At 33.4% G+C, this 14327-nt stretch carries 15 protein-coding genes and 6 tRNA genes; 17 read left to right on the top strand and 4 right to left on the bottom strand.

Annotated elements, in window-relative coordinates; genetic code table 11:
- Nucleotides 1-48 precede the first annotated feature (48 nt).
- The 10 genes from J2Z81_RS02305 (at nt 49) to J2Z81_RS02260 (ending at nt 7034) form a co-directional block, all read left to right on the top strand.
- Nucleotides 49-1671 (top strand): Na/Pi cotransporter family protein, encoded by a 1623-nt coding sequence (locus J2Z81_RS02305; protein ID WP_226370630.1) that lies wholly within the window; start codon nt 49-51, stop codon nt 1669-1671.
- A 369-nt stretch (nt 1672-2040) separates the two neighbouring features.
- Nucleotides 2041-2112 (top strand) — tRNA-Asn (locus tag J2Z81_RS02300).
- Between the two features lie 8 nt (nt 2113-2120).
- A tRNA-Met gene (locus J2Z81_RS02295) sits at nt 2121-2197 on the top strand.
- A 14-nt stretch (nt 2198-2211) separates the two neighbouring features.
- A tRNA-His gene (locus J2Z81_RS02290) sits at nt 2212-2287 on the top strand.
- A 25-nt stretch (nt 2288-2312) separates the two neighbouring features.
- Nucleotides 2313-2389, top strand: a tRNA-Ile gene (locus J2Z81_RS02285).
- Between the two features lie 6 nt (nt 2390-2395).
- Nucleotides 2396-2488 (top strand) — tRNA-Ser (locus J2Z81_RS02280).
- A 32-nt stretch (nt 2489-2520) separates the two neighbouring features.
- Nucleotides 2521-2596: transfer RNA gene (locus J2Z81_RS02275), tRNA-Phe, on the top strand.
- Between the two features lie 249 nt (nt 2597-2845).
- Nucleotides 2846-3457 carry a superoxide dismutase gene (locus J2Z81_RS02270; RefSeq protein WP_029266736.1) on the top strand — a complete coding sequence of 204 codons (612 nt, stop codon included), beginning with the start codon at nt 2846-2848 and terminating at the stop codon, nt 3455-3457.
- Nucleotides 3458-3607: 150 nt separating this feature from the next.
- Nucleotides 3608-4879 carry an MFS transporter gene (locus J2Z81_RS02265; RefSeq protein ID WP_029266734.1) on the top strand — a complete coding sequence of 424 codons (1272 nt, stop codon included), beginning with the start codon at nt 3608-3610 and terminating at the stop codon, nt 4877-4879.
- A 79-nt stretch (nt 4880-4958) separates the two neighbouring features.
- The gene (locus J2Z81_RS02260) at nt 4959-7034 is read left to right on the top strand and encodes a peptidoglycan D,D-transpeptidase FtsI family protein (RefSeq protein WP_318842350.1); all 2076 of its coding nucleotides are present in this window, start codon (nt 4959-4961) and stop codon (nt 7032-7034) included.
- 46 nt (nt 7035-7080) lie between these two features.
- Here the strand turns inward: J2Z81_RS02260 and J2Z81_RS15740 are convergent, their stop codons facing one another.
- On the bottom strand, nt 7081-7605 hold the full coding sequence (locus J2Z81_RS15740) for an endolytic transglycosylase MltG (RefSeq protein WP_038221300.1): 525 nt from the start codon (nt 7603-7605) through the stop codon (nt 7081-7083).
- A 47-nt stretch (nt 7606-7652) separates the two neighbouring features.
- Nucleotides 7653-7871, bottom strand: a complete 219-nt coding sequence (locus J2Z81_RS02250; RefSeq protein ID WP_029271010.1) for a hypothetical protein — start codon at nt 7869-7871, stop codon at nt 7653-7655.
- A 347-nt stretch (nt 7872-8218) separates the two neighbouring features.
- On the opposite strand from J2Z81_RS02250, the gene J2Z81_RS02245 reads away from it, so the two are divergent.
- The 6 genes from J2Z81_RS02245 to J2Z81_RS02220 all read left to right on the top strand — a co-directional run bounded on the left by J2Z81_RS02245 (nt 8219) and on the right by J2Z81_RS02220 (nt 12790).
- Nucleotides 8219-9259: a coiled-coil domain-containing protein gene (locus J2Z81_RS02245; protein WP_226370629.1), complete on the top strand. Its 1041-nt coding sequence runs from the start codon at nt 8219-8221 to the stop codon at nt 9257-9259.
- Between the two features lie 168 nt (nt 9260-9427).
- Nucleotides 9428-9577 (top strand): 50S ribosomal protein L33, encoded by a 150-nt coding sequence (gene rpmG, locus J2Z81_RS02240; RefSeq protein WP_029271012.1) that lies wholly within the window; start codon nt 9428-9430, stop codon nt 9575-9577.
- A 103-nt stretch (nt 9578-9680) separates the two neighbouring features.
- Nucleotides 9681-10238, top strand: coding sequence for a 5-formyltetrahydrofolate cyclo-ligase (locus J2Z81_RS02235; RefSeq protein ID WP_029271013.1), 558 nt, complete (start codon nt 9681-9683; stop codon nt 10236-10238).
- 11 nt (nt 10239-10249) lie between these two features.
- A complete protein-coding gene (locus J2Z81_RS02230) occupies nt 10250-11263 on the top strand; it encodes a ThiF family adenylyltransferase (protein ID WP_226370628.1) in 1014 nt (337 codons plus the stop codon).
- A gap of 72 nt (nt 11264-11335) precedes the next feature.
- Nucleotides 11336-11536 (top strand): hypothetical protein, encoded by a 201-nt coding sequence (locus J2Z81_RS02225; protein WP_029271015.1) that lies wholly within the window; start codon nt 11336-11338, stop codon nt 11534-11536.
- Nucleotides 11537-11626: 90 nt separating this feature from the next.
- Entirely contained in the window at nt 11627-12790 is a 1164-nt protein-coding gene (locus J2Z81_RS02220; protein WP_226370627.1) for a rhomboid family intramembrane serine protease, read from the top strand.
- 114 nt (nt 12791-12904) lie between these two features.
- On the opposite strand, the gene J2Z81_RS02215 is transcribed toward J2Z81_RS02220, so the two are convergent.
- Entirely contained in the window at nt 12905-13759 is an 855-nt protein-coding gene (locus J2Z81_RS02215; RefSeq protein ID WP_226370626.1) for a hypothetical protein, read from the bottom strand.
- Nucleotides 13760-13878: 119 nt separating this feature from the next.
- On the opposite strand from J2Z81_RS02215, the gene J2Z81_RS02210 reads away from it, so the two are divergent.
- Nucleotides 13879-14091, top strand: coding sequence for a YqgQ family protein (locus J2Z81_RS02210; RefSeq protein WP_029271018.1), 213 nt, complete (start codon nt 13879-13881; stop codon nt 14089-14091).
- A 70-nt stretch (nt 14092-14161) separates the two neighbouring features.
- Here the strand turns inward: J2Z81_RS02210 and J2Z81_RS02205 are convergent, their stop codons facing one another.
- Nucleotides 14162-14326 carry a DUF2759 family protein gene (locus J2Z81_RS02205; protein ID WP_084179324.1) on the bottom strand — a complete coding sequence of 55 codons (165 nt, stop codon included), beginning with the start codon at nt 14324-14326 and terminating at the stop codon, nt 14162-14164.
- Between the last annotated feature and the right edge of the window lies 1 nt (nt 14327).

The following is a 14327-nucleotide window of genomic DNA, read 5'->3' as shown; positions in this document are numbered from 1 at the left end:
AATGGTATACGACATAATCTGACAGAAAGTGAAGGGAAGGTTTAACCATTGGAAATCGATGTACAAGCTATGCTGTTTGAATTTATTGGCGGTTTAGGTATTTTTCTATTAGGCATTAAATACATGGGAGATGGATTGCAGCAATCTGCGGGAGATCGGTTAAGAGATATTCTTGACAAATTTACAAGTAATCCTTTTTTGGGTGTATTAGCTGGAATTATTGTTACTGTTCTTATACAAAGTAGTTCAGGTACTACTGTGTTAACTGTAGGCCTAGTTAATGCTGGTTTTATGACTTTAAGACAAGCGATAGGCGTTATTATGGGGGCAAATATTGGTACCACCATAACTGCGTTTATTATAGGCCTGGATATCGGGGAATACGCTTTACCAATAATTGCTGTAGGATGTTTTTTACTATTTTTCTTTAAAAATCAAAAAGTGAATGCCATTGGACAAACTATTTTTGGGTTTGGTGCATTATTTTTTGGGTTGGATTTAATGAGTGCTGGTATGGAACCGCTGCGCAGTTTAGAAGCATTCCATGAACTCACGGTCAGTATGAGTGATAATTCAATACTAGGTGTTGTTATTGGTACTGTTTTCACATTAATTGTACAAAGTTCTAGTGCAACAATTGGTATACTCCAAGGGTTGTTTGCTGAAGGAGCAATAGAACTAAAAGCAGCTATACCCGTTTTGATGGGAGATAACTTAGGAACCACTATAACAGCCATTTTAGCATCACTTGGTGCGACAGTTGCAGCAAAAAGAGCTGCATTTACACATGTTATTTTTAATTTAATGGGTGCAGCTATCTTTTTAATTTTTCTAAGTTTATTTACAACGTTCGTGAGCTATTTACAAGGCCAATTAAATTTAAATCCGGAAATGACAATTGCATTTGCACATGGAAGTTTTAATATGGCCAATACAGTTATTCAATTTCCTTTTATTGGTATACTTGCATGGATAGTTACAAAAATTATACCGGGTGAAGATACAATAATTGAGTATAAGCCAAAGCATTTGGATCCTATATTTATTCAACAATCATCGACCCTAGCGTTAGATCAAGCAAAATCCGAAATTGTTCGCATGGGCGAATACGCATACAAAGGCCTCGAGGAGACGAATTTATATTTAACAACGCAACAGCAAAAATATTCGGAGATGGCTGTTCAAGTTGAGGGAGCTTTAAATAACCTCGATCGGGAAATAACGGATTATTTGATAAGCATTTCCAGTGGAACAATGACAGAATTAGAAAGTGCAAAACACACTTCACTTATGGACACCGTTCGCGATATTGAACGAATTGGGGATCATTTCGAAAATATCGTTGAACTGATTGATTATAAAATTTCAAACAAAGTTAATATTACAGAACAGGCACAAGAAGACCTGAATGATATGTTTGACTTAACGATTTTAACCGTAAAGCAGGCCGTTAAAGCTCTTGAGACAATGGATAGAGAAGAAGCGCTTGCTGTTGCACAAAAAGAAGATCAAATAGATAAAATGGAGAGAAATTATCGTAAAAAACATATTATTCGCATGAATGAAGGAAAATGTAACGGTTCAGCAGGCATTGTTTTTGTCGATATATTAAGTAATTTAGAAAGAATTGGTGACCATGCAGTAAATATAGCAGAAGAGGTACTGGATTAAATCGCATCATTTATGTATTTAAGAAAATAATTGAATTTTAGTATTGAAAACTATATAAGAAAGTGCTATAGTATGTATTGTTGTTTCTAAAGACAACAATACATACTAATTATTTAAAAAAATATTTTAAAAAATATTTCAAGAAAATAATTGACAGATCGTGTCGAACATGATAAATTATATTTCGTGCCTAACCAATATCAAAAAATATAAAGACATTATCTCATAGAGAAAATGTAAATTTGATTAACTAATTACTTGTTAAACTTTACCGATCTAGTTATAAGTAACCTTGAAGAACCAATTAACTGTAAATAAACATGTAGATGCCAGGGAAAAAGAACGATTGTTAATAGATACTAAAATCATTCCACAGTAGCTCAGCGGTAGAGCTATCGGCTGTTAACCGATCGGTCGTAGGTTCGAATCCTACCTGTGGAGCCTTATTTGGCGGTGTAGCTCAGCTGGCGAGAGCGTACGGTTCATACCCGTAAGGTCGTGGGTTCGATCCCCTCCGCCGCTACCAATCTACTTCATTTGGCGGTCGTGGCGAAGCGGTCAACGCACCGGATTGTGGCTCCGGCATTCGTGGGTTCGATTCCCACCGGTCGCCCCATTACATTAGTAAAATATTTTATTAAGGACCCTTAGCTCAGTTGGTTAGAGCTATCGGCTCATAACCGATCGGTCGCAGGTTCGAATCCTGCAGGGTCCACCATTATACGGAGGAATACCCAAGTCTGGCTGAAGGGGTCGGTCTTGAAAACCGAAAGGGGTGTCAAAGCCCGCGGGGGTTCGAATCCCTCTTCCTCCTCCATACATAAACTTGCTAAGATAAATAGAAATAATGGCTCGGTAGCTCAGTCGGTAGAGCAAAGGACTGAAAATCCTTGTGTCGGCGGTTCGATTCCGTCCCGAGCCACCACTAAATGACGTAACAAGCAAAAATGCTTGTTTTTTTTGAGGGTAATTTTTCTGAAATTTCATTGTTTATTTTATTGCTAGAAAAAGTATGTGAAAGCGTAGATCATCTTTCATCCAACTTACATTAATCAAGGACTTCAAGAGAATGCAAAATATTTGCATGAGTTGAAACGCTTTGGTACTCTTGATAAGTAAAGGTGAATAATATATCCTTTTACTTTAGAATAATTTTGAAGGAGGAAATTTAATCATGGCTAAATTTGAATTACCTGAACTACCTTATGCATACGATGCTTTAGAACCAACAATCGACAAGGAAACAATGAACATTCACCATACAAAGCATCATAATACTTATGTTACAAACCTAAATGGTGCTTTAGAAGGTAATGAAACCCTTCAATCTAAATCGTTAGAAGACCTTATAAGCAATTTAGAGAATGTACCTGAAAACATCCGTACTGCAGTACGAAATAACGGTGGTGGACATGCTAACCACAGTCTTTTCTGGAAAGTTCTATCACCAAACGGTGGAGGAAATCCATCAGGAGAACTTGCTGATAAAATTAATGGTAAATTCGGAAGCATTGATAAATTTAAAGAAGAATTCGAAACAGCTGCAAAAAAACGTTTTGGTTCTGGATGGGCATGGTTAGTAGTTAATAATGGTGAACTAGAAGTAATGAGTACTCCTAATCAAGATAGTCCTTTAATGGAAGGGAAAACGCCTATATTGGGGTTAGATGTTTGGGAGCATGCATACTACCTAAACTATCAAAACAGACGTCCTGAATATGTTTCTGCATTCTGGAATGTAGTAAATTGGGATGAGGTAGCCAAGAATTATAACAATGCTAAATAAGAATGAGTTTAAAAATACGAGGAAATATCCTCGTATTTTTTTATGCAAAAACAGCTATATTGGCTTTATATAAATTTTTTTGTGAGGGCTTTTTGTATATCTCATGCCGATTTGCTCACACTATTTAAAGAGAAAAAGGAGCCTTGAGATATGCAAAAAAAACTTAGTTTTTTATCAGAAAAAATGGATATTGATCGTGATTTAATTTTTTTGTTAATTATTGGAGGGCTCTATTCGTTAGGGCTTTTTCTTTCTAACACTTTTGTAAATGTTTATTTATGGAAACAAGCGGGTGACTATATTACTATCGCTGTTTATAACCTAGCTATATACCTGTTTCAACCTATTACTTTCATTTTGGCAGGAAAGACTGCAAAAAAAATTGATCGTATTATTGTATTAAGACTAGGGGTTATTTTCTTATCTGTATTTTTTATGAGTGTATTAATCATTGGAGAAAAGGCAGCTACTTATAATTTCATACTCGGGAGCCTGCTCGGTATCGGTTATGGATTTTACTGGCTTGCTTTTGATGTTTTAACATTTGAAATTACCGAACCAGATACACGTGATTTTTTTAATGGATTCCTAGGTGTCTTGCAATCTTTTGGAGGAATGGTTGGCCCGTTAATTGCTGGGTTTATCATTGCGAAAATGTCAGATAATACAGGGTATACGACAATATTTACGATTTCTTTTATTTTGTTTATCTGTGCTGTAGCCTGTAGCTTCTTTTTAAAACGGCGTCAAGCAGAAGGAAGCTTTCAATTTAAAAAAATTTTAAGAGAAAGGCACCATAATAAAAATTGGAACCGAATTTTATATGCCCATATTTTCCAAGGTTTAAGGGAAGGGATTTTCCTATTTGTTATCACAATCTGGGTATTTTTAGTGACCAAAAGTGAATTTGCCTTGGGTATGTTTAATTTACTTTTATCTGGTTTATCATTAGTATTTTATTTTATTGCAACGAAATTCATTAAACCCGCCCGAAGGAAGTTAGCTATATTAATTGGAGCTGCCATGCTGTACTTTTCACTTTATATCATTTTATTTCAAATTAGTTATACCAAATTGCTTATATATGCGATTATAATTGGTATTGCCTATCCAATTATCAGTGTACCGTATGTATCATTAACTTATGATGTAATCGGTAAGGCGCGGGATGCAAAAGATTTACGTGTTGAATATATCGTTGTCAGAGAATTTTTTGTGAATATCGGGAGAGTAATATCCATTAGTATTTTTCTTCTGACTGTTATCAATTTCTCTTCTGAACTGGCAATTCCTATATTGTTAATGATTTTTGGTTCAGGTCATCTTTTTATTTATTTATTTGTAAAAAATATATATTTGACTAGCTCCCCAGAAAAAGAAATCATGATAAAAGATCGAATAACTGATGAAAAAAATCGTTAAATGAGTTAGAATTTCATAAATTAAATGCTATAATAGGAAAGGATTTATATAGCTTTAGACAAAATGAGGGGAATAAATAGTGAAAAATAAAAAAAGAAAAAAAAGACCACAACTTCCTTTCCGTTTAAATATCATCTTTTTTATCGTGTTTCTACTATTCTGTGGCTTAATTCTTCAATTGGGAGTTGTTCAAATACTACATGGCGAAGGGTTTCAGGAAGAAATTGACCGTACAATTAAAGATACAACCAAAATTCCTGTGCCTCGTGGATTAATTGTTGATCGAAATCAAAATGTAATCGTAGACAATAAACCTTTATATTCAATAACTTATACACCAGCAAAAGGTACACAGGCTGAAGATAAATTAAAAGTAGCGGAAAAATTAGCGGAATATATATCGATGGACAGTAAAGAGCGAATCGATGGCTTAACTGAACGCAACAAAAAAGAGTATTGGTATTTAAAAAATAAAAAAGAAGCAGATAAACGCCTTTCTGAAGAAGAAGCAAATGAAATGAGTAATGCAGAACAATACGATACGATTTTAGACCGGATAACAGAGAAAGAAATTAGTGATTTTACAAAACAAGAACTTGAGGTAATGGTCATTAAAAAAGAGTTGGATAAAGCATATTCCCTAACTCCACAAATAATTAAAAACGAAGATGTTACTCCGAAAGAATATGCACGTGTTGCAGAACATTTAGACCAACTTCCTGGAGTTAATGCTACAACCGACTGGAATCGTTCCTATCCATTTAAGGATAGCTTTAAATCACTTCTAGGATCGATTACATCGCAAGAAGAGGGACTCCCTGCGGAAAAAATCGATTATTTCCTAACACGAGGTTATAGTAGAAATGATCGTGTTGGTAAAAGTGGTTTGGAAGAACAATATGAGGAAGTTTTACGTGGCAGAAAAGAGCAAGTGCAATATACAACAACGAAATCTGGACAAGTAATTGATTCCGAGGTTATTGTAGAAGGACAGCGCGGGAAAGATTTAGTTTTAACTATCGACATGGAACTGCAAAAACGCGTAGATAAAATTGTAAAAAAAGAGCTGAAAACAGCAATTCAAAAACACCCGCATGCAAACCGATTTTTGAACGATGCATTCGCTGTTGTCATTAATCCTCAAACTGGCGAATTATTAGCAGTGTCCGGCCAGCATTATGACCGTGAGGAAGGCAAGTTTGAAAATGCAGCCTATAAAGCATTATATGAGGCACATCGACCCGGATCGTCTATTAAAGGGGCAACAATAGCAGCGGGATATCAATCAGATGTTATTTCACCTGGTCAAACATTTTACGATGCCCCAATCAAGATAGCAGGTACACCAGAAAAAAGTTCTGTCTCTAACTTAGGATCCATTAATGATATAAATGCTTTAAAACGGTCTTCAAACGTATACATGTTTTATATCGCTATGCGCATGGGTGGGGAATATGATTATCAACGTGGAAAATCAATTCAATTTAATCCTGAATCCGTTCAAGAGATAAGGAATTATTTTCACCAATTTGGCTTAGGGGTTTCAACAGGAGTCGACTTTCCTTATGAAGCGACTGGGTATGTAGGACAAACACCACCTAATTTACTCGACTTTTCAATTGGCCAATATGATACGTACACAACAATGCAATTAGCACAATATATTTCAACAATTGCGTCAGATGGCTACAGAGTACGTCCTCATTTCGTGAAAGAAATTCGAGACCCTGATTCTGAAGGTGAGGGGACTGGCCCTATTCAAAAAAGTATTAATACGAAGGTACTAAATAAAATTGGGATTAAGGATGAAAATCTTAATCGAATTCAGGAAGGATTTCGTAAAGCCTTCCAGGAAACTGGAGGCACAGCTTCATCCTATTTTTCAGGAAAAGATTACGATCCTGCTGGTAAAACGGGTACTGCACAGCACGAAGTGTACGAGGATGGGAAAAAACTAGCTGAGACGGAAAATCTGACATTAGTCGGATATGCACCATTTGACGAACCTGAAGTAGCTTTTGCTGTCGTTGTACCTAATACGGGGAATGTAAGTGGACAACATCCAATTAACAATTTAATTGGAGAGAAGATTTTAGATGAATATTTTGACCTTAAAGAGGAACGAGATAAGAAAAGTAAAAAAGAGAATAATTAAAAAGGAAAAATCCTAAACAAAAGTTTAGGATTTTTATTAATTACTGCTATTTCGTAAGTTCTTCTGCAATTTCTTCTCTACTCATTTTATTATTCAATTTATGTTTTCCTAGCTGAATTTGTTGGCTGTAATCGTTTTTCTCTAAGTATTGATCAAATTTAGTTGCATCTTTAATAATATTATTTTCAGCTAAAGTCTCGCTGATTTCTGAAGGTAACATCCCAGACTCTATGTTAATTGTAAAAGTTTCTGATTCTGTTTGCGTTTCATCATTCTCTTTTTTGTTACCATTTTTCTCTGCCTTATTTTTCTTTTTAGAATTTGTTTGGTTTTTTTCTTTTTGCTTAGAACTACTGTTTTTGCTGTTATCTTGTTCATCATTTACAGATAGTGTGATATATTCATCTTCTGTAACAACGTGATACCCATCAGTTTTTATGGCTTCAATCATTTCATCGGTTGATAGATTATCTAAGTTTGCCTTTGATGTATCAAATTTATAGAATGCCAGTAATAAAATTGCAGCCGCTGTAAATAATCCTATAGCAAAATAACGAATAGGTTGTTTCATGTATATCCCCTCAATGAATATTAATATGCTTTCATATAGCTAATTGCTTATTTATTTTTGGAATAGTTATCTAGAGAAATATCATCAGAGAGAAGTTCCTCTTCTAAAACTTTGATTTTCTTTTTTAATTGATATGTATCTTGCATTGTTGAAATAGAGATTTGTTCTAATTGACTTTCCATCTCATCAAACCTATCTTTCATAAAAAAAGATAAAATAAATAACACAATAGCGACTATTACTAATGTCAAAATTACATAAATCATTATTTAACCTCCATTTTAGTCATTCCTTATTAAGTTATAACATAAAATGAAGGGAAGAACCATTATAAAATAGACATTCATGTAAATTTTTATTGAAAAAAGTAAAACATTAGTTTTTTTACTATATTGTCAAAACGAATGATTTATTCACGTCTTATGGTGGTCTGGTATAACTGTATCTGTATTAAGTAATTCTAATTCCCTAATTTGATCACTATATGTAAATTCCTTTCCAAACTTAATAATACTTAGTATAATACATTCTTAATATCATTATTATTATGCAATGCTTAGTGCCACTGACTTGATAATAAATCAACCAAGATAATGAGAGGGGTACTTGTCGAATGAAGTTAAAATTTATTTGGATATCGTTAATGAGTGCTATGTTGATATTATCCGGTTGTGAGGATAAGGAAATACCAATCGAGACAACATCGGAAGATACAAACAGTGCTCAATCAGAAAGTAACCAAAAGGATATTGATGATCATTTAGAGGAAGAGCGAGATAAAATTAATCAATATATGAACATTAATATGAACGACGCAATCGAACATCACAACAAAGCGATGGAAGCGATCGACAAAGCTCAAAATATGGATATCGAAAAAGAACAGTATGAGGTATTTATTAATGAAGTATTGCCTGAGGCCAAGAAAGCGTTAAGGGATGCAAAATCACTTAAAGCCAATTCAAATCCAAAAGATCTTGATCAATTAGAGGAAAAATTAGTCAAACCATTAAATACGTTTGTAAACTTATTAGAATACAAAGGAGAATTGATGAAAACCAAATCAGAACAGAAGAAAAAAGAATTAGAAAAAGTATATGAAGAACATGTGAAGAAATACATGGAAGAATTAAAATCTTACTATGACAAGCTTGAAGCTATTAAAAAGAAATATAATTTGGACTTTAATTTAGATAATATTAATGTCTTAAAAGAACAAATTAAACGGACCATTGAAATAGCAGAGTATTTGAAAGTTTCTTCTAAACATTTAAAGGAATTGATTGCATTCCAGCAAGAAGCATTGAATGCCTTGCATGCATTAATAGAAAATCAATCTACTTCTGGAAATAAGCTAACAGAAAAATTTACAGAGAGCCTTTTTCCAGAATTAGAAAAAATATTGGATAGAGATCGGACTCAAAATCTTAATCCAGAAAAATTAAGTGAATCTATTGATCAATTAAAAGAGGCCACTGAAAATAATTTAGAAGCATTGGAAATGCGGAAAAAAGGCATCGACAATAATAATACGGAACTGATTGAAAAATCCCGTGAAAAATATAAAGAATATGAAGAAAAAATTGATGAATTTCGTTCTAATCTAGAAGATGCAAAATCAAAAATAGATGACATTAAAAATAGAGCAGAGTAACTCTGGAATTCAGTCCATAATGTCATAAATTACGAAGCAAATACGAAACAATAACCTAATTTTTTAAGATGTATCTTGATTGTTTTCTAAAGATCTGCTATGATAATTAAGTCCGATGTGAAGATATAAAAGCTAAATGGCAAGTTTTCATGATTTGGAGGGATAAACATGCGAGTAAACATTACATTAGCTTGTACTGAAACTGGTGATCGAAATTATATTTCTACAAAAAACAAGCGTACTAATCCTGAGCGTTTAGAGCTTATGAAATATTGTCCACGCCTAAAAAAACATACATTACACCGTGAAACAAAATAATGATATGTTTAAATAAAACTCTTATCCGAGGATAGGAGTTTTATTTTTATTTATTTTCATTCCTACGATATACTTTTAATAAATGATGAGAAAGGTGATTTAGTTGGATAAAGAGCAGTTACGTAAATCAGCAATTATGTCACTAAAAAATATTTCACACCATGACAAAAAACAAATTGAAAATAAATTAGCCGAAAATTTAATGAATTCCACTTTATGGAAACAAGCAGAAACGATTGGAATTACAATGGCACAGGAATTTGAATGGAGTACAAAACCAATAATCAAAGAAGCATGGAATAATGGAAAAACAATTTGTGTCCCCAAATGTAATCCACAAAACAAACAACTTACGTTTTATCAATTACAAGACTTTAATCAATTAGAGATTGTCTATTATAATTTACTGGAGCCCAAACCAGAAGAAACAGAAGAAATAGTCAAATCGAACATTGATTTATTGGTTGTACCTGGCATTGTTTTTGATAAAAGAGGTTTTCGTATCGGGTTTGGCGGCGGCTACTATGATCGCTTTTTAACCGATTTTTCTAATAAAACCGTTTCAATAATAAGTACGATGCAACTTAGAGATCACTTACCGAATGATTCTTTCGATATCCCAGTGAATCATATTATTACGGAAAATGGCATTGTGTTATAGGGGGAGATTCCATGAATATTGAACGTTACTCTAGGCAAAGGTTATTTTCACCTATTGGCGATATAGGTCAGGAGCGTATAGGTAATTGTTCTATACTTGTTGTAGGAGTCGGAGCTCTAGGTACTGTACTTAGTAATCACCTTGTCCGCGCTGGAATTGGCAAGTTACGTATAGTAGACCGCGACTATGTAGAATATAGTAATCTGCAAAGACAAATGTTATTTGATGAAGACGATGTAGAGAAAGCACTGCCTAAAGCTGTGGCAGCTAAACAAAAACTAAAGAAAATAAATAGCGAAGTTCATATCGAAGCATTCGTTGAAAACGTTACAAATAATAATATCAATAAATTTATTGATGGAATTGATATTGTTCTAGATGGTACTGATAATTTTTCTACAAGATTTTTATTAAATGATATATGCTATAAAAGAGTTCTCCCATTTTCCTATGGTGGCGTTGTGGGGTCGCGTGGAATGTCTGCATTTTTTATTCCGAATGAAACACCTTGTCTGCGGTGTCTGACAAAAGAGGAAGCTGAAAGTGGACAAACATGCGATACAGTTGGAGTTATTGCTCCTGCAGTTGATATAGTATCATCAATGCAAGTTACAGAAGTATTTAAATACATAACAGGCAATAAAGCTCATTTAAGAAATACATTACAAACCTATGATATTTGGTACAATCAACAATATGAAATGAAGTTTCCTTCGCCAGACCCTAAATGTCCTACATGTCAACACGCTATATATCCATCATTACAAAGAAAGGCAACAGAAAATGAAACTGTATTATGCGGTCGTAATACGGTGCAAATTCACCAAAAATCGAATATGGATTTAAAAAAATCGGAAAAAAAACTAGCTCGTGTTGCAAAGACACAGCTTACACCTTTTTTATTAAAAGTACAGTTTAACAACGAAATAAATTTTGTGATTTTTCCAGATGGTCGTGTACTTATTCAGGGAACAGAAGATACAACGAAAGCTCGAAACTGGTATGACCGTTATATCGGCTCGTGATGCATAAAATATGACCTATTAGAAAACCCTACCTAATAACACCCTTGATTAAAATATAAAGGAGTTTTTAGGTTGAGAATAGTAGTCACTTTTGCAGTTCTGCTAACCATTATATCTGTAATTTATAAATGGCGATATAAGTTAATGAATATGATTTTGGCAATTACATTATTAAGAAAAATAGCAGTTACCATTACGATGAATATGCCTATAATTAAAAATAAACTTCTTCCTAACTTATTTAAGCGCCCAGCACATACTTATTCGGAATAAATAAAAATAGTTAAAACAGCTTCTTTTTCTTATTTGCAGAAAAAGAAGCTTTGTTTTGATATCATATATGTAGAGGGAGGGAGGGGAAATATGGCACTAGACGAAAAACTGATGTACCAACTGGCATACAATTTAGTAGCTAATAATGGTTATCATATCTTATACATAAACGAAAAGCAGGAAGAAATTTGGTTAGAAAAACTGGAACAGAAAACGTCTAAAATATTTCGATTTGTACACCAGGGGTTCGATTGGAAAAATTATTTAAAACAGGATATTGCTATTGTATTTCAGAAAATAAAAGCTGCGAAACATCTATTGCTTGGTAAGCATATTGAAATACACAATGTTTATATATCTCCATATTCTCCTGTAGATGACTGGGAAATGTTAAAAAAACCAATGCAGTTGAATGAAAAAAAATCAGTAAGAATGCAAGTGTATTACTTAGATGAACATCATTTTAATGATGAAAAAGAAAAACTTAAAAAAATCGTTGATATGTCTTCAGTAGAACCAGTTAAAAATAATCCGGATGAAGAAAGCATAAATAAATATAAAACGTATCTCGCCAACACCTATTATAATCAGCTACAAAGCACAGAAAATGTTTTATCTTACGGTAAACCTTTTTTCACTTATTTATTAATATTAATCAACACCATAATGTTTTTTCTCCTTGAACTGAATGGAGGAAGTCAAAATATAGCAACTTTAATTTATTATGGTGCCAATTATAACCCTGCTTTACTTGATGGACAGTGGTGGCGAATATTAACATCTATGTTTTTACATATCGGTTTTGCCCATTTGTTTATGAATATGCTGGCACTTTTTTATTTAGGCACCATTGTCGAAAAAATATATGGATCTTGGCGCTTTATACTCATTTATTTCATGGCTGGTGCAGGGGGTGGCTTAGCAAGTTTCGCATTTACAATTAGTGTATCTGCAGGAGCTTCTGGGGCTTTGTTTGGCTTATTTGGCGCCTTGTTATTTTTTGGGCTTATTTATAAAAAATTATTTTTTCAAACGATGGGAAAGGGATTACTTATTATCATCGGAATTAATTTGATATTTGGGTTTTTGGTGCCGCAAATTGATAATGGCGCACACCTAGGTGGGTTATTAACTGGATTTTTGGCTACAGCTATTATTTATCTTCCAAATAAGAAAAATTTTCTTGTCCAGGTTTCCGCATTGATAATTTATGTTCTAATAATTACGGGATTAGTCATACTCGGTGTAACATAATAATGAGGTAGGCAATAAGCGTATTTTTTAACATGCGAAAGAAGATAGATTGATTCACAAAACTTAAGTATAGAGATTAATGAGTAAATATAAAAGGGGGTAATAATCTCCCCCTTATAATCGCTGAATCAATTTTTCCTTTTTTCCGTTGAGTTCAAAGAGAACGACTAAATGTGAACGATCCTTACTTATTAAAATGAGTGGAATATAATTTGAATTTTTGTCCATGCTATTTAAATTAGCGGCTGGAATAATATAGTTTTTATATAGTCCCTCCCACAATTGACCAATAATTTTATTGGTCTCTTCCTGATCCATGCCAGGAAGGCTCCTGTCATCGTACAAGTATAGACGGGAAAGGGGGATGGAAGTATAGGATTCTTTATTAATATTAAAATGTGTAATTAATTGATTCCAATGATGTAATAATGTACTTTTCTTCGCTTGATCCAAAGCATCTTTTTTATTATGCTCATGCTTATTTTGGGGGGAACGGAAAGATTTATATTCATTATCAGAAATCGAATCAAAAACATATAATTCATCATGAGTCATTTCTTGAATACTTTTAATATTCTCTTCCGAAGAATGAATCTCACCATGGTGAAAGGAAATAACATCAAAAATACTTTCCTTATTCCTATCAAGCTTTTCGCTTATTTTAATTGTATCGGTATCTTCTATCCATTTACTGCGAACACCTCTAAGCTGTCCATTTTCATATAATAGAGAAACGTCTTGTCTTAAATACAAGGGCTGGCTGCTCTTGGAACCGCTGATCCATTGAAGAACATAACCATCTTTACTATCCTTATTGGAAAAATTTAATTCGGAGTAAGCATTCGTAAATGTATTCTCTTCATCAATAGGAAAGTACGTAATTGTAGGAAGAGAACTGTTTTTATACATAAGTACAAATGTTAAGACAAGTACAGCAGTTACAAAAATAAAGAAAATAAGTTTCCGCAACTAAGACTCATTCCTTTGTGGTTTATGACTTTACTAAAGGTCTATGCGGAATAATCGATATTTATTCGGGATGTTCTAGCATATATTACTCGTTATATTTATAGAGAAAGGTGACTCCAATGCAAACAGTTTACGACGTTCAACAAATTCTTAAAAGATTTGGTATATACATCTATACTGGTGATCGGTTAGGTGATTTGGAATTAATGGAAATGGAAATGAAGGAATTATACCTTGCAGAATTTTTGCCTATTAAACAATACCATATGGCTAAAATTATACTAAGAAGAGAAGCTGCACTTATAAGAGAAGAATCAGAAAATAAAAGTTAGAGACAATAGCAGATATTAAAAAATATGGAAAGAGCTTACATTAGGATGCCAGCTTTTCCATATTTTTATATTATCCGGATATTTCAGAAATAATTGTCATAATCGAAAAGAACCCGAACGCTAGAGCTGTAGCGGCAGAAAATACTAAAGCAAAAATGTTTTTAAACTTTAATTGGCGAACTACAGATATTACAGATACGAGTGCGACCATTAACAAAATAATTCCAAGTACCATA

The organism is Virgibacillus alimentarius, from assembly GCF_017874635.1.
GTDB lineage: Bacteria > Bacillota > Bacilli > Bacillales > Amphibacillaceae > Virgibacillus_B > Virgibacillus_B alimentarius.
This window is presented reverse-complemented; position numbering and strand designations above follow the sequence as displayed.